General features: G+C 42.6%; 25 protein-coding genes, 1 other RNA gene and 1 pseudogene. 17 read left to right on the top strand and 10 right to left on the bottom strand.

Annotated features, from left to right (window positions below; all coding sequences use genetic code 11):
* The first annotated feature begins 27 nt into the window (after nt 1-27).
* The 3 genes from DXB39_RS12145 (at nt 28) to DXB39_RS12135 (ending at nt 2,604) form a co-directional block, all read left to right on the top strand.
* Nucleotides 28-1,854 (top strand): DUF4368 domain-containing protein, encoded by a 1,827-nt coding sequence (locus DXB39_RS12145; RefSeq protein WP_117842099.1) that lies wholly within the window; start codon nt 28-30, stop codon nt 1,852-1,854.
* A gap of 80 nt (nt 1,855-1,934) precedes the next feature.
* On the top strand, nt 1,935-2,288 hold the full coding sequence (locus DXB39_RS12140) for a TnpV protein (protein WP_117842098.1): 354 nt from the start codon (nt 1,935-1,937) through the stop codon (nt 2,286-2,288).
* A gap of 16 nt (nt 2,289-2,304) precedes the next feature.
* Nucleotides 2,305-2,604 (top strand): hypothetical protein, encoded by a 300-nt coding sequence (locus DXB39_RS12135; protein ID WP_117842097.1) that lies wholly within the window; start codon nt 2,305-2,307, stop codon nt 2,602-2,604.
* A gap of 27 nt (nt 2,605-2,631) precedes the next feature.
* Here DXB39_RS12135 and DXB39_RS12130 read toward each other — a convergent pair whose 3' ends face one another.
* Complete coding sequence (locus DXB39_RS12130; protein WP_117842096.1) at nt 2,632-3,000, bottom strand: helix-turn-helix transcriptional regulator; 369 nt, start codon at nt 2,998-3,000, stop codon at nt 2,632-2,634.
* 204 nt (nt 3,001-3,204) lie between these two features.
* On the opposite strand from DXB39_RS12130, the gene DXB39_RS12125 reads away from it, so the two are divergent.
* From DXB39_RS12125 to tnpA, 4 genes are all read left to right on the top strand, one after another.
* Nucleotides 3,205-3,870, top strand: a complete 666-nt coding sequence (locus DXB39_RS12125; protein WP_117842095.1) for a response regulator transcription factor — start codon at nt 3,205-3,207, stop codon at nt 3,868-3,870.
* Nucleotides 3,854-5,305, top strand: a complete 1,452-nt coding sequence (locus DXB39_RS12120) for a sensor histidine kinase (protein WP_117842094.1) — start codon at nt 3,854-3,856, stop codon at nt 5,303-5,305. The genes DXB39_RS12125 and DXB39_RS12120 overlap by 17 nt, the downstream gene beginning before the upstream one ends.
* 97 nt (nt 5,306-5,402) lie before the next feature.
* Nucleotides 5,403-5,942 carry a hypothetical protein gene (locus DXB39_RS12115; RefSeq protein ID WP_117842093.1) on the top strand — a complete coding sequence of 180 codons (540 nt, stop codon included), beginning with the start codon at nt 5,403-5,405 and terminating at the stop codon, nt 5,940-5,942.
* A gap of 255 nt (nt 5,943-6,197) precedes the next feature.
* Entirely contained in the window at nt 6,198-6,668 is a 471-nt protein-coding gene (tnpA, locus tag DXB39_RS12110; protein WP_117842092.1) for an IS200/IS605 family transposase, read from the top strand.
* A gap of 174 nt (nt 6,669-6,842) precedes the next feature.
* Here the strand turns inward: tnpA and DXB39_RS12105 are convergent, their stop codons facing one another.
* Nucleotides 6,843-7,607, bottom strand: a complete 765-nt coding sequence (locus DXB39_RS12105; RefSeq protein WP_117842091.1) for a sulfite exporter TauE/SafE family protein — start codon at nt 7,605-7,607, stop codon at nt 6,843-6,845.
* A gap of 1 nt (nt 7,608) precedes the next feature.
* Nucleotides 7,609-8,043, bottom strand: coding sequence for a MarR family winged helix-turn-helix transcriptional regulator (locus DXB39_RS12100; RefSeq protein WP_117842090.1), 435 nt, complete (start codon nt 8,041-8,043; stop codon nt 7,609-7,611).
* Between the two features lie 254 nt (nt 8,044-8,297).
* Between DXB39_RS12100 and DXB39_RS12095 the strand changes: the two genes are divergently transcribed.
* Entirely contained in the window at nt 8,298-8,786 is a 489-nt protein-coding gene (locus DXB39_RS12095) for a prolyl-tRNA synthetase associated domain-containing protein (RefSeq protein WP_117842089.1), read from the top strand.
* Nucleotides 8,787-8,943: 157 nt separating this feature from the next.
* Here the strand turns inward: DXB39_RS12095 and DXB39_RS12090 are convergent, their stop codons facing one another.
* Together DXB39_RS12090 and DXB39_RS12085 are read right to left on the bottom strand one after the other, a co-directional pair.
* Nucleotides 8,944-9,486, bottom strand: coding sequence for an NADH peroxidase (locus DXB39_RS12090; protein ID WP_022244330.1), 543 nt, complete (start codon nt 9,484-9,486; stop codon nt 8,944-8,946).
* 189 nt (nt 9,487-9,675) lie between these two features.
* A pseudogene (locus DXB39_RS12085) lies at nt 9,676-10,047 on the bottom strand (Fur family transcriptional regulator); the annotation flags it as partial.
* A gap of 184 nt (nt 10,048-10,231) precedes the next feature.
* On the opposite strand from DXB39_RS12085, the gene DXB39_RS12080 reads away from it, so the two are divergent.
* Nucleotides 10,232-11,107 carry a DUF6128 domain-containing protein gene (locus DXB39_RS12080; RefSeq protein WP_117842087.1) on the top strand — a complete coding sequence of 292 codons (876 nt, stop codon included), beginning with the start codon at nt 10,232-10,234 and terminating at the stop codon, nt 11,105-11,107.
* Here DXB39_RS12080 and DXB39_RS12075 read toward each other — a convergent pair.
* On the bottom strand, nt 11,016-11,639 hold the full coding sequence (locus DXB39_RS12075) for a GNAT family N-acetyltransferase (protein WP_117842086.1): 624 nt from the start codon (nt 11,637-11,639) through the stop codon (nt 11,016-11,018). The genes DXB39_RS12080 and DXB39_RS12075 overlap by 92 nt on opposite strands.
* A 97-nt stretch (nt 11,640-11,736) precedes the next feature.
* Here DXB39_RS12075 and tadA point away from each other — a divergent pair, with 97 nt between their 5' ends.
* The 3 genes from tadA to DXB39_RS12060 all read left to right on the top strand — a co-directional run bounded on the left by tadA (nt 11,737) and on the right by DXB39_RS12060 (nt 13,556).
* Nucleotides 11,737-12,222, top strand: coding sequence for a tRNA adenosine(34) deaminase TadA (gene tadA, locus DXB39_RS12070; RefSeq protein WP_022244326.1), 486 nt, complete (start codon nt 11,737-11,739; stop codon nt 12,220-12,222).
* A 33-nt stretch (nt 12,223-12,255) separates the two neighbouring features.
* Nucleotides 12,256-12,517, top strand: an RNA gene (gene ffs, locus DXB39_RS12065) — signal recognition particle sRNA large type.
* 100 nt (nt 12,518-12,617) lie between these two features.
* A complete protein-coding gene (locus tag DXB39_RS12060; protein ID WP_117697869.1) occupies nt 12,618-13,556 on the top strand; it encodes an ROK family glucokinase in 939 nt (312 codons plus the stop codon).
* A 250-nt stretch (nt 13,557-13,806) separates the two neighbouring features.
* Here DXB39_RS12060 and DXB39_RS12055 read toward each other — a convergent pair whose 3' ends face one another.
* Nucleotides 13,807-14,529 carry an N-acetylglucosamine-6-phosphate deacetylase gene (locus DXB39_RS12055; RefSeq protein ID WP_243006040.1) on the bottom strand — a complete coding sequence of 241 codons (723 nt, stop codon included), beginning with the start codon at nt 14,527-14,529 and terminating at the stop codon, nt 13,807-13,809.
* Between the two features lie 427 nt (nt 14,530-14,956).
* On the opposite strand from DXB39_RS12055, the gene DXB39_RS12050 reads away from it, so the two are divergent.
* The 5 genes from DXB39_RS12050 to DXB39_RS12030 are packed head-to-tail and all read left to right on the top strand — an operon-like array spanning nt 14,957 to nt 20,030.
* A complete protein-coding gene (locus DXB39_RS12050; protein ID WP_243006039.1) occupies nt 14,957-16,588 on the top strand; it encodes an N-acetylmuramoyl-L-alanine amidase in 1,632 nt (543 codons plus the stop codon).
* A gap of 24 nt (nt 16,589-16,612) precedes the next feature.
* Entirely contained in the window at nt 16,613-17,047 is a 435-nt protein-coding gene (locus tag DXB39_RS12045) for an SdpI family protein (RefSeq protein WP_117842084.1), read from the top strand.
* Nucleotides 17,023-18,786: a sensor domain-containing diguanylate cyclase gene (locus tag DXB39_RS12040; protein ID WP_117842083.1), complete on the top strand. Its 1,764-nt coding sequence runs from the start codon at nt 17,023-17,025 to the stop codon at nt 18,784-18,786. Before DXB39_RS12045 ends, DXB39_RS12040 begins: the two co-directional genes overlap by 25 nt.
* 37 nt (nt 18,787-18,823) lie before the next feature.
* Complete coding sequence (locus DXB39_RS12035) at nt 18,824-19,183, top strand: hypothetical protein (protein ID WP_242988784.1); 360 nt, start codon at nt 18,824-18,826, stop codon at nt 19,181-19,183.
* A gap of 13 nt (nt 19,184-19,196) precedes the next feature.
* On the top strand, nt 19,197-20,030 hold the full coding sequence (locus DXB39_RS12030) for a DUF4300 family protein (protein ID WP_117842133.1): 834 nt from the start codon (nt 19,197-19,199) through the stop codon (nt 20,028-20,030).
* A 156-nt stretch (nt 20,031-20,186) separates the two neighbouring features.
* Here the strand turns inward: DXB39_RS12030 and DXB39_RS12025 are convergent, their stop codons facing one another.
* Genes DXB39_RS12025 through DXB39_RS15275 form a run of 3 tightly spaced genes read right to left on the bottom strand, consistent with a single transcriptional unit; the run spans nt 20,187 to nt 22,180 of the window.
* A complete protein-coding gene (locus DXB39_RS12025) occupies nt 20,187-21,095 on the bottom strand; it encodes a TlpA disulfide reductase family protein (RefSeq protein WP_117842082.1) in 909 nt (302 codons plus the stop codon).
* Nucleotides 21,096-21,129: 34 nt separating this feature from the next.
* The gene (locus tag DXB39_RS12020) at nt 21,130-22,044 is read right to left on the bottom strand and encodes a 4Fe-4S binding protein (protein ID WP_117842081.1); all 915 of its coding nucleotides are present in this window, start codon (nt 22,042-22,044) and stop codon (nt 21,130-21,132) included.
* Nucleotides 22,037-22,180 (bottom strand): CD1871A family CXXC motif-containing protein, encoded by a 144-nt coding sequence (locus tag DXB39_RS15275; protein WP_117842132.1) that lies wholly within the window; start codon nt 22,178-22,180, stop codon nt 22,037-22,039. Before DXB39_RS15275 ends, DXB39_RS12020 begins: the two co-directional genes overlap by 8 nt.
* Nucleotides 22,181-22,238 lie beyond the last annotated feature (58 nt).

The following is a 22,238-nucleotide window of genomic DNA, read 5'->3' as shown; positions in this document are numbered from 1 at the left end:
AGCATTTTCATTTCAGGAGGTACAGCCATGAGAAACGAAAAAATCACCCCACTGTACGAGCGTTTGAGCCGCGACGATGAGTTACAGGGCGAGAGCAATTCCATATCCAACCAAAAGCAGATGTTAGAGGATTTTGCCCGCCGGAACGGGCTGCCCAACCCTACGCACTTTACCGATGATGGTATCTCAGGCACCCGTTTTGACCGCCCCGGATTTTTGGCGATGATGGAGGAAGTGGAGGCAGGGCGTGTAGAGGCAATCGTCATCAAGGACATGAGCCGGTTGGGGCGCGACTATCTAAAGGTCGGTCAGGTCATGGAGGTTTTGCGGCAGCGCGGAGTTCGGCTGATTGCGATCAATGACGGTGTGGACAGTCTGAAAGGCGATGACGATTTTACCCCGTTCCGCAACATTATGAATGAATTTTACGCCCGTGATACCAGCCGGAAAATCCGCTCTATGTTTAAGTCAAAAGGCATGAGTGGCAAGCACCTGACCGGCACTGTGATTTACGGCTACTTATGGGACGAAAAACGGGAGCATTGGCTGGTAGATGAGGAAGCTGCCGAAGTGGTACGCCGTATATTCTCCCTCACGCTGGAGGGATATGGGCCTTACCAGATCGCCTGCAAATTATCCACAGACCGGATTGAAATTCCTGTCGTACAGCTTGCCCGCTTCAACGAGGGTGTGAACCGTTCAAAGCCGGTCAAAGACCCCTATGGATGGGGATCATCTACCATCGTGAACATTTTGAAAAAACGAGAGTATTTGGGGCATACCATCAATTTCAAGACCCGCAAGCACTTTAAGGACAAGAAAAGCCACTATGTTTCTGAGGACGAATGGACGATCTTTGAGAATACCCATGAAGCCATTATCGACCAGCAGACCTTTGATCTGGTGCAAAAAATCCGCAGCAATGTACGGCGTTATCCAAACGGCTGGGGCGAAGCGGCTCCCCTCACAGGTTTGCTCTATTGTGCCGATTGCGGCGGCAAGATGTATGTCCACCGCACCAACAATGGCAGGCGGATTTCTCAATATACCTGTTCCAATTATACCAAAGTTCCGTGTGGGACACTATGCCCTACACAACACCGTATCAATGAGAGTGCTGTCCTGACATTGGTTTCTGACACGCTCCGGGCTATCGCTGAATATTCCAGAAATGACCGGACGGAATTTATCCACACCGTTCAGGAAATGCAGGTTGCTCAACAGAGTGCCGATATATCGAAAAAGCGCAGGCGTCTGGCTGCTGCTCAAAAGAGAGCCGGAGAACTGGAAAAACTGATTTGCAAAATCTATGAGGACAACGCCCTCGGCAAGCTGCCGGATGCACGATATAAGGCGCTTGATACACAGTATGCCAAAGAGCAGGATGCACTTGAGATTGAAATTGCAGAGCTGGAAAAGGCTGTTACCGGCTACGAGCAAAGCCAGAAATCAGCGGAGAAATTTATAGCCCTGATTGATAAATACGAGAATTTTGACACGCTGACAAACACCATGCTCAACGAGTTTGTAGAGAAAATCCTTGTCCACGAACGCGCACGAAAAGGCAGTCAGGACACCACGCAGGAAATTGAAATCTACTTCAATTTTTTAGGACGCTATATCCCACCATCCTTACAGCCGGTTCCTTTAACCCCGGAGGAACAGGAAGAATTGCGAAAAAAAGAAGAACGCAAGGACAGGCTCCATCAGAACTATTTGAAACGAAAAGCCAGCGGCGCACAGAAACGGTATGAGGACAAAATCAAGGCGCAGAAAAAAGCGGAAATGGACGCTAAGAAAGCCCTGATCCGGGCTGAGGATATGAAAAAAGGTGTTTTTTCTACTATCGGTTAGCTGCCGAAAGAAGAACCGCGCAAAGGCAGCATAGCAGCCAGCGCAGCAGTCTAATCATCACGAAGCAAAGGAGAATGAAAATGAGTAAGTTGACTTACATTCGTTGTGGAGATTATGATATACCCAACCTAAAACTTTCTGAACAGCCGGAAACTTCTATCGGCAAGTACGGCAGGATGAGAAAATCCTACCTAAAGAAACATCGCCCCATTCTCTACAACCAACTGCTGATGAGCGAGAAGCTGTATCCACACCTGTTAGAGATTGACCGGACAGCGCAGGAGCGCGTGGACACCATGTTGCCTCACATGATGGAAGTTGCGGGTGTCACGGAGGAACTGAAAGCCTGTGACCCTATGCGCTGGGTGGGGCTGATGAACACATTAACGGCACAGATTGAGGAAATTTTAATCAGGGAACTGATTTGCAGATGAATGGGAGGTGCGGGAAATGCTGACCTTTGAAAAGATTTTGAAAGTGTTTCAGGCATATCTGGATGATGATCCACTGTATGAGGTGGTTCAGACCAGCCACGGTTATACATTGATGGCATGGGAACCCCACCGGAATGACTGGTACAGCGCTGAAATACAGAAAACCCCGGAGGATTTACGGAACGCTTTGTTGGGTACATACGCTAACTTTCTGGAAGATAAGATTACCGGAAATGACCGTGACCTGACTGCGACAGAAACCGCAGAAATCCAGCAGAGGTGCCGGGAACTTTGGGAAAAGTGCCGGGAAACTTGATATAGAAACGCCAGAAGGAGGCCGCGATTATGCGTCCTCCTTCTGCTTCGCAGTCTGTTCCATTTTGAGCGCCCCGTCTATGGCACCTTCGATAATCGGCAGGTATTCTTCAGGGCAAAGCTTCAGCTTGTGGCTGACCCGTTGCCGCTGTTCGCTTTCTTCTCGCATGATCTCCGGATTAAAATACCGTTCCACGGGAAGTCCGCAGACCTTAATCAACTGGATCATCACAGGCAGGCTCGGAATCGCACCTTGATTCTCAATGTTGGCAAGATACCGCCATTCAATCCCAACCATTTCTGCCAATGTTTTTCGTGCCAGATGCTTTGCCTCTCGTGCGGCTTTGACATCTGCGCCGAAGGTTTCAAAACCGGGACAATCTTCAACTTTCGCCATATAACATCACCCGGTTACATTGTATAATTCATACTTCGCCCGTGAAATGTTGCTATATGCAGGTTAGTTGAAGTTTATAATTCATATTCGCGCTTGCTTTGCAACACAGAGGTAACTTATAATTACAATAATCTTTCTAAATCTTGAGTTCTCCATAATAGATACATATTTCTTTGCTATAATTGAATGTTAGGAGGTAGACTTATGCAGAAAATTTTAGTTGTTGAAGATGATATTGACATTCAAGATATATTAAAAAACCATTTGACCGATGCAGGATATGAGGTTGTGATTGCTGACGATGGTGTAGACGGAATTGCAAAGTTTGATGATACCATTAGTCTTGTCCTGCTGGACATCATGCTACCCAAGATTGATGGCTATGGTGTATGTGAGGTCATTCGCCAAAAGTCGCAAGTTCCGATTATTATGCTTACTGCGCTCTCGGACGAAGAAAACCAACTAAAGGGGTTCAAACAGCAGATTGATGATTACATTCCCAAACCTTTTTCTCCCAAAATTCTGCTGTGCAAGATTGCAGCGATTCTTCGTCGTGGAACCGCTGAAAACAAAAAGCAATCCCTGCTTACCTATAAAGAGCTGAGTATGGATATTGAAGGATTCCATTTATATCACAGCGGCAGTGAAGTCATTTTAACCAGCAAAGAGTTTGCACTGCTCAGACTTATGTTGGAAAATCAAGGGAAAGTTTTTACCAGACAAATGTTGCTTGACCGGCTTTGGGACGATGACGCGTTTGTGGAAGATCGTATTGTAGATAGCCACATAAAAAATATACGAAAAAAGTTGGATGCCGATTATATAGAAACTATCAGAGGGGTGGGATATAGAATTGATAAGGAAAATTAGAACGAGCCTAACTGCTAAGCTCTTTTTATCTACAACTATTCTTTTGATTGCAGTGTGCTTGATCTCTGTTTTTAGCATGGCGAGATATATTCCTCAAACTTATAGCAATCGTCTTAGTGCAGATTTGCAAAAGCAAGCAAATGATTTAGTGCCAGCATTGGAAAATGCGAATTCCTTAGATGAATGCTACTCGCTTGTTAGACAATTTGTAATACAGACCAATGCAACTGCTTACATTGAAGATGAGAATGGAAATATTTTATATTCAAGTGATGAACTGACAATAACAACAGACCAGGATTCGGTTGCTACAATTCAAGAACACTCTGATAGTGGAATAGTTACAGATGACAATTTACTATCAGAAGCAGGCTATGTGTTTACCTTATTAGGTAGTGAATATACCCTTTATGTCCAGAGTGATTTGGTGTCCATCAATCAAGCAACGGAAGCAATTTGGCAAACCATCCCACTTGTGATATTGGGAATTTTTTTGATGTCTATATTGTTTTCTGTAATTTATTCACGCTACATAACCAAACCAATTATCGAATTAAGCAGTACATCTAAAAAATTGGCTCGCCTTGATTTTGAACCGCACGGAAATTCTAATCGTTTGGATGAGATAGGAATACTATCAGACAGCTTGAATGTTCTGTCGGATAACTTGCAACTTACATTGACAGAACTAAAAAAAAGCAACTCAGAGTTGGAAGTGGAAATATTGAAAGAGCGAGAACTTGAACAAAAGCAGCAGGAATTCTTCTCGGCGGCGTCACATGAACTAAAAACTCCTTTGACAATATTGAAAGGTCATTTGCTGGGTATGCTCAACAAGGTTAAGGGATATGAAAACCATGAGTTGTATATGGAGCGGTCTCTGGCTGTTGTTGAGAAGATGGAAACATTAGTAAAAGAATTGCTATATGTATCTAAAACAGGCGGAAAGCAAAAATCTGAATATAGGACGATTGACTTTGCAGAACTTCTTCGGATACAAATAGCCGATGTATCAGATTTACTATCTGAAAAAGGAATATCTCTTGATGTGGATATTCCTGACAAACTTTTGTGTGAAGTAGATCCAGCACAGATGGAACGAGCCATTCAAAATGTTTTAGTAAATGCAATTCGCTATTCGCCAAATGGTGAAACGATTTGTATATCCTTGTCAAACGAGAAAAATACCGTTTACTGTGAAATTGAAAATACAGGTGTTCATATTCCAGAGGATATGGTTTCTCACTTGTTCGAAGCGTTTTATAGGGCAGATACCTCTCGCAATCGTAATACAGGAGAAACTGGATTAGGTCTTTATATCGTTCGCAAAATCATGGAATTGCACCATGCAAAATATGGTATCAAAAATTCAAGTAGCGGCGTGAAGTTTTGGTTTGAAATTCCGCAAAAAACAAATGTTATCAGCTCCATCTAAACTCCACATTCCTTGCAAACTATATCCAAATCATTTTGTTATATTATAGCTGTCCTTAAAAGGGCAGCTATAATTTTTGAAAGTGAGGTAAAACAAAATGGTAAGAGTAAAGATGATGGGGGCATTGGCCCTAACAGCACTGATGGGATTGGGCGCAATAGGTCCCGTGAATGCGTTTGCAGAAGCTCGTGCACTAAATGCACCAGCGACCAAATCTACACCGCAAGAAACGGTTGCATCCATGACGGATAATTCGGATGGCGTTATGAGTTATAAGGATAAAGCGAGTGGCAAAAACTTTGTCAGTGAGGACAACGGCGCAACCTGGGTGTCTGAAGAAGATTATGAAAGCAGCCATCCCACAATTAACTACGACTGGTGGACCTATGATGAGTACAAAGAATGGCTGGAACTGGAAAAGAAAAATCTTCAAGAAATGGCGGATGAGCACACAATGGTTGAAACCAGCGAAGGTCGTTTCGAGTGGACACAGGAAATGACAGATCAGTGTATTGCTGAATATGAGCAAACCTTAAATGACATCAAAAACGGACTTCTCGTATCTAAATCCGTGGATGGAGATACTGAGTGCATGACAACTTTCAGTCCTAATTGGGTTAGCACTACTGCCGATTAACAGCGTACAAAAGTTGATTTAGACGCTGCCGCACGACGGCAAAAGAAAAAAAGCCGTCGTACAGCAGACACATTTTCACGCGCCCATGAAGCGGCGGCTTTGATTTTCAGAGCCGCCGTTTCTTTGTATCTTATACAAATAAACCACCTGCTATGCAGGTGTGTCCACAGATGCTTTAGCTTACAGTAAAAAACCCCCAATGTTATACTAAGTACAGGTTCGCCAACCGTACTTAAGACAAAGGAGGTATCCTAAATGGATGTTAATAGTTTAGCACATACAAAGTGGAATTGTAAGTATCATATTGTATTTGCACCAAAATACAGAAGAAAGATTGCATATGGAAAGTTGAAACAAGATATAGCAAATATATTAAGTATGCTGTGTAAAAGAAAGAATGTAAAAATTGTTGAGGCTGAAATATGCCCAGACCATGTGCATATGTTGGTTGAATTGCCGCCGAATATAAGTGTATCGAGCTTTATGGGATATTTAAAAGGAAAAAGCACATTAATGATATTTGAAAGGCATGCAAATTTGAAATATAAATATGGAAATCGACATTTCTGGTGTAGAGGATATTATGTGGACACAGTAGGAAAAAATGCAAAGAAGATACAAGAGTATATTCAAAATCAATTAAAAGATGATTTAGAATATGATCAAATGACACTGAAAGAGTATATAGACCCGTTTACGGGTGAGCCGGTAAAAACAAGCAAATAAAAGGAGCCCTTTAGGGCTAAGCAAGTAAATGATGTTGCGGCTGGCGGATCTTTTCGATGGGTCTTTAGACCCCAGTGCCGGTAACAGCCCCTTCTAGGGGCAGAACAAACCACCGGCTAAGCCGGTGATTGTGAATTTGATTAAAAAGTCCTTGACAATTTGTCTCTGGGAAGCTTAAAAAATCATTACCACAATTCCAAGAATTACCAGGATGACACCGGTAACCCGGTTCAGTGTCTTTGGGGTGGCTTTATTGGCAAAGACAGCAGCAATTCTTGCCCAGATTAAGGTAAATACAATGCACAGAACCCAGACGGTGACGTTCGGCAGTCCGCCGATGGCAAAATGGGAAAGGGCACCGGTAAGTGCGGTAAAGGTCATAATAAATACACTGGTGCCAACAGCAGTTTTCAGTTCATATCCAAGTACAGAGGTCAGGATTAAAAGCATCATCATGCCGCCTCCGGCACCAACAAAGCCGCAGATAAAGCCAATCAGCACACCACAGATTATGGACTGGATGGCACGTTTCTTTGTAGAAACGGCAGACATGGATTCTTTCGTGGTCATAACCGGTTTTACGATAAATTTGATTCCTAACAGAAAGGTCATGAAAACGGAAAAGTTACCCATTGTGGCAGAAGGAACAAGGCTTGAAACATAGCTTCCTACTACGGTGAAAAGCAATACGCTGACCATCATAATCAGACCGTTTTTAATATCGAGGTTCTTATGCTTTCCATATGTATAGGCAGAAATGGCACTTGCCAAAACATCGGAAGAAAGCGCAATGCCGACTGCCATATATGGGTCAATGCCTAGAAAATGAATAAGCAGCGGACTGATGACAGCAGCGGCACTCATGCCGGCAAAACCGGTTCCAAGTCCGGCACCCATGCCCGCAAAAAATGTAACAAAAATCGTAGTTAATAAATCCATTTTAGGATACCTCCTTTAAAATCATATCCAGCGTTGTCTCCATCTGTGCCATTCCTTTAAAAAAGGCATTTTTCGTGGCATCATCCAGATCGGCAATCAGCCGGTCGGCAAAATCCTGCTGCAGAGCCTGTCCCTTTTTTATAACAGGGGCAGCTTTTTTCGTACATAGAAGCTGTGTCTTCCGGCGGTCGCCGGCAACCTCTTTGCGGCTGAGATAACCGTCTTTCACCAGCCGGTCTACATTGACGGAGACCAGATTTGCCTTAATCTGGCGCACTTCAACAATATCTCTGGCAGTTGAATATTCCGGATTATTTCCTAAAAACATCAAAATATCAAAAGCAGTCTGCGGCAGATGCAGTGACTGGCACAAAGGCTTACATACGGCAGTGTAGGCAGCAGACATTTTTCTTGCAAATGCAATACCTGTATTCATGTAAGAGTCCTCCTGATGAAAATACTTCAAAATGAAATAGTTCAAAAATGAAATATTTATTTTGATGGTATACTAGCACCGGAAGGAAAAAATGTAAAGTGAACTGGAAAAAATTTTATAAAAAGTTTATGATATAGTGAGCGCAAGCGAGCCATAGGGAGCCTGTTCACTTTTGGCGAACGGCGAATATTGATCATGGGCTGGTTTTGCACATGATATAATGAACGCAAGCGGGAAGAATGCGAGGAAATACAATGAATAAGCAGGAAATTTATGAATACCTGAGTCAACAGCATATCTGGTACGAAGTGACAGAGCATAAAGCTGTTTACAATATGGAAGATTTATCAGATGTGGAAATTCCTTATCCACAGGCAGATGCCAAGAATCTTTTTGTACGTGATAATAAGAAGCAGAATTATTATCTGATTACAGTGCGAGGGAACCAGAGGGTAGATTTAAAGGCATTTCGAAAGGCAAATGGAACGCGTCCGTTAAGTTTTGCCTCGGAAGAAGATTTAATTGAGAAAATGGGACTGCAGGCGGGTTCGGTAACGCCGCTTGGAGTACTCAACGATGAAACATGCAGCGTGAAGGTATTTGTGGATGCTTATTTTCTGGAAAATGATGCATTGATTGGAGTACATCCCAACGAGAATACTGCTACTATATGGATGAAGACAGAGGATTTACTCCGTATCATCCGGGCACATGGAAATGAAGTCCATTGTGTGTCGATGTAGAAAAAAATATCCGGAGAAATAGAGAGTTTTTAGATAATAATAGAGGAACGGAGAGAAGCAAGCCAAGTATTTTTATTCACGTGTTATGGAATGCAAAAAGGATAGACAGTTCATGAACCATCTATCCTTAGAATGCTTATTCTATGCGGTTTTAAGATTAACCAAAGTATCTCTTTAACAGACCTTCGAATGCCTTTCCGTGTCTAGCCTCATCTCTAGCCATCTCATGAACGGTATCATGGATTGCATCAAGGTTAGCAGCTTTAGCACGTTTTGCAAGGTCAAATTTACCAGCAGTAGCACCGTTTTCTGCATCTACACGCATTTCAAGGTTTTTCTTTGTACTGTCGGTTACAACTTCACCAAGCAGTTCTGCAAATTTAGCTGCATGTTCAGCCTCTTCAAAAGCTGCTTTCTCCCAGTAAAGTCCGATTTCCGGATATCCTTCTCTATGTGCAACTCTTGCCATTGCAAGGTACATTCCGACTTCAGAGCATTCTCCTTCGAAGTTTGCTCTTAAATCAGCAATAATATCTTCTGGAGCACCCTGTGCTACACCAACTACATGCTCAGCAGCCCATGTCTTATCACCTGTCTGTTCTTTGAATTTCTCAGCCGGAGCCTTACATACCGGGCAGAATTCCGGAGCACTTTCACCTTCATAAACATAACCACATACTGTACAAACAAATTTTTTCATTTTAAAATCTCCTTTTTTTTATAATTGTATTTATATATCAATAATAGTAATTGTTACTGATGTTAAAATAGCATAATTATTTTTAAATGTCAACTACTTTTTTAGGATTTTCTGATTTTGTTTTTCTTTTTTATTTTCTGCAAAATTGGTTGATTTATCCGGCAGAGAACCGGATTTATCCAATAACTTTTTGCATTCCGGACAAAGTCCGTAGAATCTGGTAATATGTCCCTCAATTAAACCGGAAAATTCTTCTGCAGCAATAACATTAATCAGATCAATGTTTTTCATTTTTAAATCGAGGACGGAATTACAGTTTGTACAGAAGAAGTGGTAATGAGGTTTCGGATTACCATCAAAGCGGTCCGGCCCATTTTCCGTTGAAATCTTTTGAATCTCGCCTAAATCAGCCAGGAGAGAGAGATTGCGGTATACCGTTCCCAGACTGATGTTGGGATATTCCTGCCGGATATCGGAATAAACTGTTTCGGCAGTCGGATGGTCGGTACGTCCCATCAGGTTATTCTTAATACTTTCCCGTTGTCGGCTAAATTTAATCATATATTCTCCTTAATAAATAATAATAATCGTTATTGATTTTAATATAATTCCTAAAAGAAACTTTGTCAAGGAGAAGTGTAGAGTAAAAATCTGCATGTATGATAAGTATAGGCTAAAAATCTGCATGGAATCTTAGAAGACGGAATATGATATAAGGAACAAAAAGATATAGGAAGGAAAGGTTATGCCGCAGTTTAAACGGTTCGTTGCATATCTTTATTATTATGAAAATGATACAAAGGAATATCTTGCCGGATTTGCCAGGGTAGAAATGCGCGGAGACATCTGCAGATTAGAGATACATTTAAAAGGAACAGAATATGCGGGGCAGGAAGGAAAGGTAAGCCTTTTTATCCGTAGGGAAGGAAAAATTCTGGCTTTTCCGGTGGGCAATATGCGGCTGATGTCCCAAAGCTCAGATTATAGTGGAAGGATTTCTGATGGTGAGCTGGGCGATGAAACCTGTCATATACAGGATGTATGTGGAATACTGATTCAGCCGGCAGATGGTAATTTTTATGGCAGCCAGTGGGACAATGGGGAGATACATAAGGAAGAAATAGAAATGCAAGCTGCGGAAGAGCCGTCTCTTCAGACTGAGGAAGTGCCGATGCACCATATTTTCCCAGAACAGATGAGCATGGAAAAGGAAATCCAGGAAAGAAGCACGCAGGAAAAAGACACTGGGGAAAAAGAGGCCTCCATCTGGGAGCACTGGGAGAATCTGAAGCAGAAAATGACGATCCTGCATCCTTTTGAAGGAGAGAATATAACCTGCGTTCATATGGAACTGCAGGATTTACGGGAGCTGCCACAGAAATACTGGTGTCTTGGGAATAACAGCTTTCTGCTGCATGGTTTTTTTAATTACCGGTATCTTTTCTTCGGAGAACAGGTGACGCCGGAAGGACGAGAGCTGTTCTTGGCGGTGCCGGGGGTTTATCAGAAGCCGGAAAAAGTAATGGCGGCTATTTTTGGTTTTCCACAGTTCCGGACGGAAAAGCCGTGTCGGAAGTTAGAGGGGACTTTTGGCTACTGGTATCGCCGGATGGACGAATAAGGGCGAACCGGATATGGTCTTCCCATTTTCCCTGTATCAGGGCATATTCCCTGGCGACACCCTCCTGTTGGAAATCAAGGGATTCTAGCAGACGGATGGAAGCGGTATTTTCCGGCATGACGGCAGCTTCTATCCGGTGCAGATGAAATTCTTCAAACATAAGCTGAATACCAAAAGCAAGGGCTTCGCGGGCGTATCCTCTGTGCCAGTATGCAGGGGAAAAGCGATAGCCGGTCTCACAGGAATAGTAAGTAGAACGGTTGATATTGCGGAAGCAGATGGTGCCTATGATTTCGTCGGGATTTTCCCTGCGGAATATATAGAAGCGGATGAGGCTGTGCTTTAAGGTGAGACTCAGCTCACAGTTCATCAGGGTCTGCTGGTAGGCCACCGTATAGAACTGCTCCGGGTGTATGGTTTCATATGGCTCAAAGACATTCCGGTTCTGCTTATAAAACTGAAGAACTGCAGGGGCATCATCTTCCCCTAACAATTTCAGGATTAAGCGGTCTGTTTCATAGATAAATTTCATGTTATTAACTCCTGCAGCTGGTATAAGAATACCTTTTTGTTACGCTCAAAATATGCTATTATTATAACAGAGAAAAGAGTAAAAGTCAGGAGTAAACATGGAACCGGAGATAAAATATATGAAAGCCGCCCTGCGGGAGGCAAGGAAAGCAGAAAAATTAGAGGAAGTTCCAATTGGCTGCGTCATTGTGCAGAATGATAAAATCATTGCCCGGGGCTATAACCGGCGCAATACCGATAAAAATACACTTTCCCATGCGGAACTGACTGCCATTAAAAAGGCATCAAAGAAGACCGGGGACTGGAGGCTTGAGGACTGCGTGATGTATGTGACCTTAGAACCATGCCAGATGTGTGCGGGAGCCATTGTGCAGTCCCGTATGAAAAAGGTGGTAATCGGAACTATGAATCCCAAGGCTGGATGCGCCGGTTCAGTGATGAATCTTTTGCAGGTGGCAGCATTTAATCATCAGGTAGAGATAGAGCGGGGCGTATTGGAGGAAGAATGTTCAGACATGCTGTCGGAATTTTTCAGACGGTTGCGTGAGAAGAAGAAACAGCAGAAAATGAAGGCAAAACCTTGACAATCCGGCATAAAATAGGCTATAATTTAGATTCCGAGCAGCCGGGGTGGCAGCGGTGCCCTGTACCAGCAATCCGCTATAGCTGGGGTGATATCCTGTCTCGGGTTTGAAATTGTAAAGCAGCCCTGAATAAGTGGCGTTGATGTCTGGGTCTTACGCAACAGGAATCTGTGAACCGGGTCAGGTCAGGAATGAAGCAGCCCTAAGCGGAAGCTCCTGTGTGCCGTAAGGTCGCCTGGACTGAGTTGGCTGTTCAGGTAACGTTTGCAACGAGAATTCAAAACAGGATGCTCGGTTTTTAATGCAAAAAATTAGAAATTATAATATAATAAAGATAAGGGTTCTTCATAAGAAAGCTGGAGAGAAGAAAATTTAATATAATAAAGGAGATAAAGATGAAGAAGTACGGTTTTGGCGTAGATATTGGTGGAACCACCTGTAAGATCGGATTATTTGAGACCAGCGGGAAAATGCTGGATAAGTGGGAAATCCCAACCAACAAGGCAGATAATGGCGGACATATTTTAGATGATGTGGCAGCATCCATTGACGAGAAAATGAAATCAGCATCCATTGCAAAGGAAGATGTGGAAGGAATCGGCGTAGGTGTTCCTGGTCCTGTATTAGAAGATGGCTCTGTTTCCGTATGTGTAAACCTCGGATGGGGACAGGTTCAGGTTGCCGATGAATTAAGCAGTAAGACAGGTCTTCCGGTTAAAGTAGGAAATGATGCGAATGTAGCAGCCCTTGGCGAGATGTGGCAGGGCGGTGGAAAAGGCTACACCGGAGTCGTTATGGTTACGCTTGGAACCGGTGTTGGCGGCGGAATTATTCACAATGGTAAAATTATTCCGGGCGCAAACGGAGCAGGCGGCGAAATTGGACATATTACCGTTAATACAGAGGAAAAAGATACCTGCGGATGTGGCAGACATGGCTGCTTAGAGCAGTACGCATCAGCTACCGGAATCGTCCGCATGGCGAAGAAACTTCTGGCTGAGAAAGATGATGAGTCTTCCTTACGCGGATTTGAACCGCTGACAGCAAAGGATATCTTTGATGAGGCAAAAAAAGGAGATGCTCTGGCATTAGAGGCGGTAGAAATCTTAGGCGAGACACTTGGTATGGCGTTATCTAATATTGCCTGTGTCGTTAATCCACAGGTATTCGTAATCGGTGGCGGCGTATCCAGGGCAGGAGATATTTTAATTGATACCGTAGCAAAACATTTCAAAGAGCATGCATTTGCATCCTGCAAGGACACCAAGTTTGCATTGGCATCCCTTGGAAATGATGCCGGAATGTACGGCTGCGTGCAGATGATATTAGACTAAGAATCAGATGAATCGAGAAACATGCTTTGCAAGATTCTTTCGTAAGTAAGTGAAAAGCCTCCGTCCTGGGACGGAGGCTTTTCTTGATTTATTGCGAGGACCAAAGGGCTCTCTGGAATCTTAAAAAAGACATAAAGTCCAGTAAAAAGAAAGGGAGACTAAATAATTAAAAGATGATTAAATAATCATAATGCGCGTTCTAATTCGTATTTCTTATTCAACAGAAGTACATCAGCCATTGCACCCGGGGTCAGGCTGCCGATGGTTTTCTCCATTCCAATGCTCTTAGCAGGGTTGCACGCATGGCATCGCTGATTAAGATGACGCGGTCATCTCCAAACATGCGGAAAACGCTGCGGATAACGGCTGGATGGATGTGGATGCCATCACAGATAATTTCCACCATTGCATGTGGGGCATCAGCAGCGGCACCCACAATACCCGGGTCACGGTGGTGGAATGCCGGCATGGCGTTGAACAGATGAGTTGCATGGCTGGCACCTGCTGCGAAGGCCTTTGAGGCAATTTCATAAGAAGCAGTAGAGTGTCCAAGAGAAATAGTAACTTCATCATGGAATTTTTCGATAAATTTGTCTGCTCCCGGAAGTTCCGGAGCGATGGTAATTAACTTTATTTTGCCACTGCAAGATTCTAATAAGCGGCAAAATACGTCTATACTAGGGTTGCAGAGGTAACTTTCTTTCTGGGCACCTTTCTTTGCCGGGGAAAGGAAAGGACCTTCCATATGAATACCGGCTACATAGGCATGCTTTCCGTCATCCGGTACACCGGAAACAGTTTCGAAGATTTCCATAAGCTGGTTTTCAGGTAAAGTCATGGATGTTGCACAGAAGGATGTAACGCCGCAGGAATGCAGGTAAGCTGCAATATCGGAAAGTCCGTCTGTATTTGCGTCACAGAAATCATGACCCTTTGCACCATGGATATGCACATCAACCAGTCCCGGAATCACATAATTGCCTTTTGCATCCAGAATTTCCTCGTTTTCGGAAACTGCTTTGTCTACGATTGTATGTGTAGCATCATCGATATATAATCCTTTGCTTTATAAATACGCATAGTACCCCTCCTTAAAAGGCAATTTCTATATTGTTTAGTCTGATTATATAATCGGAAAATGAAAATGCTATAAAATAGACAAAATAGCCGCTCAATAGAAATGTACAGTGGCAAATATATCTTAAATAGAAATCATAACAAGCTAACACATTACCATATCAAATATGATTAAATCATAATTTAACACAGATTAAAACAGGATTAAACCAGTTTATGAAAAAATTTAAGAAATCTTAAATTGACCCACCGCAGGGGCTGCTTTACAATGAAAATAGATTGTAAGCAATTACGGAAAACATAAGAAACAACGGAGAAAAACATTGTCTACAAGAAGAGAAAGAGAACGAAGAAAGAAATTAAGGAGAATAAGAAATGCAATTTCAGCAGCTTTTTGTGTACTGGTATTGCTGTTAGTGCTGGGAATCGTAAACCTTCTGACCGGTGTTTTGGAAAAACATCTTCCTATTATAGATGGGAATGGAGACTATACCATCAGTATACTGGAAAAGCTGTCCGGAGATAAAGAGGAGAAGGAACCGGATAAGAAGGGACTGACGGTGTGCATTGATGCGGGACACGGCGGAAAGGATAATGGTTCTGACTATAAGAACCGCTATGAGAAAGATGATACTCTTGCCCTGGCACTTGCCGTACAGAGTTATTTGCAGGAAAAAGATGTGAATGTCATCATGACACGAAGTGATGATACCTTCTTAAAACTGTCAGAGAGATGTGATATAGCAAATGAAGCGGAAGCAGATTATTATGTATCCCTGCACCGGAATACCGGAGAAGGATATGGAGTAGAGACATGGGTATACAGTGGAGCCAATGAAGAGACCATGGGACTTGCCGGAAATATCCAGCAGGGGTTAGCCGGAGTCGGTGTACAGCGCGACCGTGATGTGAAAAAGGGAACCCAGAAGAGCAGTTCAAAGGATTATTATGTAAACAGCCATTCCCATATGCCGTCCTGTATCGTTGAAATGGGATTTATGAATAATGCCAAAGACAATCAGCTTTTTGATGATAATAAGGAAGCATATGCGGCGGCTATTGGAGATGCCATTATTGCTACTTATAAGACTTACCATGGTGACGGAACAGGTGGAAATACAGAAGCAGATACATCCATCGGAGATACTACAACGGGTGATACAGATACAGATGGAACCTCCGGCAGCACAGAAGACAGTACCGCCACAGAAGATACGAAAAACGTTGGAGAAGTTATTACCAACCAGCAGATTGCCAATGTGGAAGCTTTGGATGGAACCTGTCAGAACTGGGGGCAGGGCGTGAATTTTGATGAAGAGAACCGGCCGATTGGAGCTGTTTCTTATCAGGAAAAATACGGAGACTATCAGACGAATTTTATCGGAGCAGATGAAAAGAAGATTTATCTGACCTTTGACGAAGGCTACGAATATGGCTGTACGCCGCAAATCTTAGATACTTTAAAGGAAAAGGGCGTAAAGGCAACCTTTTTTGTGACAGAGCCATATGCCAAGGCACAGCCGGAGCTGGTACAGAGGATGATTGACGAGGGACATGAGATTGGTAATCACAGCGTGACCCATCCGTCCGAGGGCCTTCCATCCCAGAGCTTGGAGCAGCAGAAAAATGAAGTCATGGAGAACCATCAGTATATTAAGGATAATTTTGGCTATGATATGCACCTGTTCCGGTTCCCGGCAGGTAAATTCAGTGATCAGTCCTTGGCAGTGGTCAATAACTGCAACTACAAGAGTGTGTTCTGGAGCTTTGCATACAAGGACTATGATGTCAATAACCAGCCAGGCGAGTCAGAAGCGTTACAGAAATTAAAAGACCGGATGCATCCGGGAGCAATTTATCTTTTACATGCGGAGTCTGCCACCAATACAGCCATACTTGGAAGATTTATTGATGCAGCGCAGGCAGCAGGCTACGAAGTGGTGGCATTTCAGTAAGACGCAGATACAAGGAGAAGTCCGGTGGAAAAATATGCAATATTAATCTTACCAATTATATTAAGCAGCATAATACTAGTAGCTGGAAGTATTGCATTTTATATGCCCTTGAGGTGGGAGGAACGGCAGAGAGAAAGATATCCTACCTACCGGGGAAAGAAAGCAGAGCAATCAGAGGAGCACTGGTACAGGGCACAGAAACTATATGGAAAATGTCTTTTGGTGTTAGGAAGTATCGACCTTCTGCTGGCATATCCGCTGACCAGGTGTTTTTATTGGTTCGTGGAAGCTTTCTGGCATAGCGAAGATGCAACACTTCCGGCTGTTTTGATATTGTGCGTTCCGAGTTTGGGGTTTATACTCAGTGCATACCTGATAACAGGAAGCAGAATGAAAAGAGAAATAAGATTTTCGGGTAGTTGTGAGGACAGAAAATGCGGATACAAAAGAGAAAAATAATATTGCCAGTCATGGTATTACTGCTTGGGATGACTGCTTTGGGAGCTGTATTATATGGAGTAGGAAATATACAGCAAAACAATAGCAGGAAAATGGCGAATCTGAATGCAATGGTATATTCTGAGCGGATAAAGTCTGATATTATGCAGGAAGTTGGAGTTACAAATGCTTTAAAGCAGCTTCTGGTCAGTGAAAATGGCAGGATTAATAAATTTTCAGAGGTGGCAGAGGATATGATGACGGATTCCATCCAGAGTATCCAGCTTGCACCGGATGGTGTAGTAACAGAGGTATATCCGGAAGAGGGCAATGAAGCCGGAAAAATCGACTTGCTCAATGATGCAGACAGGGGAAAAATTTCCCGTTATGCCAGAGATAACCATATTGAAATTATGCAGGGACCGTTTCAGTTAGAGCAGGGTGGATACGGAATGGCAGTACGAAATCCGATATACCTGAAAAATGAAAACGGAGAAGAAGAATTCTGGGGATTTACCATTGTAATTATCCGTGTACCGGCTGTTTTTTTTGATTCATTAAAAGCACTTTCGGATTTTGACTATGATTATACGTTATCAAAGACCGTTTCCCCATGGGATACAACATATGAAGAAGTATGTAGCTCAGGAGCAATTCTGACGGATCCGGTTACTTATGAATTTGAAGCAGTTGGAAGTCAGTGGAAACTGGAAATCATGCCAAAGGCAGGCTGGTCGCATTATGAGCACTTTTATGGAATGCTGGCTGGCGGACTGTTGATTGTTCTGCTGCTGACGGGACTTGTCTCTATGATTCTGGCTTTGGATGAGCATAAAAATAGATTTAAAAAGCTGGCTGTAACCGATGTATTGACCAGAATCAATAACAGGCATGGATTTGAGGAGCAGGTAAGACAGTATTTGAAAAAGTATCCGGAAGCTTCTTGCGTGGCAGCGCAGTTTGACATTGATGATTTCAAATTTATTAATGACATATATGGACATGAATCCGGAGACAAGGCATTACAGATATTAGCAGAAAGCATGCGGAAATCGTTCCCGGAACATGCAGTGCTTGGACGGAAAGGAGGGGATGAATTCTGCATTTTCTTAGATAATTGCACCGGTGAAGAAGTAAGGGAGAAACTGGAACAGTTTACAAAAAAGAAGCGTTCTTTCTGGTATGAAGGTGAAAAAGTGACATATACTATTTCCCTGGGATATGCAGAGTATCCGTTACAGGGAAAAAACTATTCACGGTTGATGCGCTGTGCAGATGCAGCACTTTATGAAGTAAAGCTTGACGGGAAAAATGGCTGTATTCAGTACCGGGAAGGAATTGGACTTGAAATCAGAAAGCAGCTTGGATTTGCATTGAAGGATGTTTCGGAAAATCTTCCGGGAGCATTTATTATTTATAAAGCAGATAAAGAAAATGATGAAATTCTTTTTGCGAACCATGAGATGATCCGTCTCACCGGATGCAGGAACATGGCAGAACTGCAGGAGTATACAAAAGGAAGCTTCCGTAACCTGATTGAAGAAGAAGAAAGGGAGCAGGTTGAAGAAAGTATCTGGCAGCAGATAGGAGAAGGACATTCCAATGATTATGTACACTTCCATCTGCGGAAAGCAGATGGAACCTCACTGAGGGTGCTTGACCATGGCAGAATTGTGGAAAATGGACGATACGGCAGAGTGTTCTATGTACTGATGGTGGACTGGAATTCTACAAAGCGGCATTACAGAGATGCATTTTAGAGACTGTAAAACATGATAAAAAAGAAAGAGGTATAGGATGATGAAGAAAAAATTAATCGCAATTGTAATGGGAATGGTATTTTGGGCTGGATTATTTGGAGGATGTGGCCAAACAGAGGTGAAGCAGGATAATGCAATCACAAATAGCAGCGAAGAGGGAAAAGAAGAAGGAACAGCAGAAGAAAAAGAATTAACAGGAACCATTGATGAGATAAAGGATTTTATGTTTGTTGTGACAGATGAGAATGATACGCCATATAGTTTTACTTTTGAAGAAAAACCGGAGGGATTGGAAAATGTCAGCAATGGAGATACTGTAACGGTAAAATATACAGGAACAATTTCTGAGGTAGATCCGTTTGAGGGAGAGGTATTATCTGTTGAAAAGGCAAAATAAAATCAAAATAACAATGAGATTGTCAGCAGCAATGGTATTCCTGTCCATGTTGCTGTGTGCCTGTACAGAAGCATCACAGAATCAGGAGCTGCCGGCTGCAACATATATGGGAGGAAAAGACTCCATTGCCGGGATTTGTGAAGAACTGGAATCAGCAGGAGCTTCCCATGTAGATACATTTCGGGAATGGACGACTGATTTCGCGGATACTGCCGGAAAAAATGCCGGACTGGAGGATGGCTGGTCAGATCCTGGAAAAATGAAAGCAGATATTGGAAAATGTATGGATGGCTGGGAACAGAACCATGATTATTCGGATGCTGATTGCAGAATGACAGCGTTTCTTCTGCTGGATGGTGTGCTCCGCGCAGAATCGACAGAAAGCAGCTATGAGGGTACCTACTTAATGTTTGATACAGAAGCAATAGATAATGTGGACAGGTATGAAAGCATAAAAGAGAATAAAAATATGTTCACCACACTCTATGGAGAAAAAAATGTAACAGATGGCAGCCGTCCGGAAAATACATTTTCCGATAGCTGGAAACATTATGGATTTCAAGTGGATAGTGACAGGCTCTCTCTTCTTAGCATAGTAATATATGACCCATACTCGGATGTTGTTTTTGTGGGGCATACCGGTGTTCTGATAAAGTACAGTGACTATTATTTGTTTATAGAAAAGATCGCTTTTGAACAGCCGTATCAGGCAACAAAGGTGCATAATATGGATGAATTGCTCGATATTATGTCACTAAGACCAGAATATTTTGGAGAAGAGGGTGAAGCAGGTCCCTTTGTTTATTGTAATGGAGAATATCTCGGAACATTAAAGAAAAATATTTAAAAAAGTAAATATTTTACAACTTATGTTGAACCGGAGTAAAAGTCAGATAGATGTAATTGGCAAAAAACCGCCGCCTCATCGTTCGAAAAAGAACGATGGGCGGCGGATATCATATAACCAGAATGACTGCAATGGAACTGCAGCCACAGGGGCGTTTTATTTATTGGCACCGTCAGCATCAATTACAGATTGAATCTGTTTCATCAGGGTATCGTAGTTGTCCTGATTATCAATTCCACCGAGCATCGGATCGCCCACAATATTACCATTTCTATCGACTAAAATTGTGGTAGGGAATGCCATAATATCAGAAGCATATTTACCTGCATCTGAAGCAGAGTCAATGGAAAGATTGCGGTATGCTGCCCCCTGGCTTTCCAGAACAGCTGCAGCTTCTTTGATGGCATCCTCGTTTCCATCAAAGGTTTCTGTATTGATTCCAATTACCTCTCCTCCCATGGATTTGATGGTATCATTTAATTCATTAAGTTTTGACAGCTCGGCAACACAAGGCTTACAGCCGGTAAACCAAAAATTAACGACAGTTACTGCATTTCCGGAAAACAGGCTTTCGTCAACAGAATTACCATCATAATCCTGACCGGAGAAATTCCTGAAAGGAGAGGTATCGTCAGAATTATCCTTCTGGGAGGCATTGTCAGATGCTGTATTGTCCTTTTCGATTGCTGCTATCTGTTCCTCGATTTTTCGAATCGTTTCAATATCATCTGTAAGAGTTTTTAATTCATCTTCTGTAAATGAGTCTTTATTTGATTCGACGGTGGCAGCCAGATAGTCGGCGTAATTTCCGCTTGGATCAGCAGTACTTTTATTCATCATGCCAAATACTTTGTTCCATGCATCTTCATGATCAGCAAAGAGCTGATTCTCCTGCTGATATAAATCATCCAGCGTAGTGTTGGAACTGCCGGAAACTTCAGTGCCGGCTTCGGTCTGGGTATCGCGGGAAGCTTCTGTGTTTGAAGTTCCTTTTCCGCTACAAGCTGTAAACAATAATGCTGTACAGAGGGTAAAAATAGAAATAACGGTTCTTTTTGTTTTCATGAATAATTTCTCCTTTGAATAATTGATAATAAAATTAATGGTTACTTTTTTGAATATTGTTGTCTACGGATGCTCTTTTTTCGCATGGCATGCCCATAAACTGATAGTGGATGGCATCTTTAGGGCAGGCTTTTATACATGCTCCGCATCGTATGCATTCCGGATGATCCGGGGTCTTAAGCACATCAACATCCATTTTACAGGCATTGGAACATTGACCGCATCCGACACATTTACTGTTTTCAACCTTAATTTTAAGAAAGCTGACCTTGTTAAACAGTGAGTAGATTGCCCCGAGAGGACAAATCCATTTGCAGAAGGGTCTGTAAAACAAAATACTTAACACAACAACTGTAATTAAAATAAGGCATTTAAAAGAAAATAGCTTTCCCAGTGCAGATCGTATGGCAACATTTCCCAGTGAAAGAGGTATAGCCCCTTCCAGAACGCCTTGAGGACAAATGTATTTGCAGAAGAACGGATCCCCCATCCCAATGGAGTTCGTTACAAACATTGGCAGAAGTATAACGAAAACAATAAGGATAAGATATTTCAGGTATCTTAGTGGTTTCAGCCGGGCTGTAGAAAATTTTTTCCCGGGAATTTTATGGATTAAATCCTGAAACCATCCAAATGGGCACAAAAAACCACATATAAATCGCCCAAGTGTCACACCGAGTAAAATAAAAAATCCTGTTATGTAGTATGAAAATTTAAATCGCGATGAACCGACAACTGCCTGAAAAGCTCCGATAGGACAGGCTCCGGATGCAGCGGGACAGGAATAACAGTTTAATCCGGGTACACATACCGTTTTAGCACTGCCCTGATATATTTTACCCTTGAATAAATTGGGAATATGAATATTAGTAAGCAGCGTGGCAGCTGCCTGTATCCATCCACGTATTTCGGCAGCTCTTTTTGATATTATTTTTTTATTCTTATCCAATTCCGACACACTCCAGACATAATTTTATTGCTTTGCCAAGTACGGCAGCCGCTTCACCTCTGATTGCACCATAGCTGACCATAGTGATACCGGTGATAAGCAAGGCAATTTGAGATATTTTTTGGTACTTCAAGATATTGTTGCTCCTTTCATTTGTTGAATTTATTGACCTGCTGACCTGGGTATTATACAAT

This window comes from Roseburia sp. OM03-7AC, assembly GCF_003462625.1.
Lineage (GTDB): Bacteria > Bacillota > Clostridia > Lachnospirales > Lachnospiraceae > Roseburia_C > Roseburia_C amylophila.
This window is presented reverse-complemented; position numbering and strand designations above follow the sequence as displayed.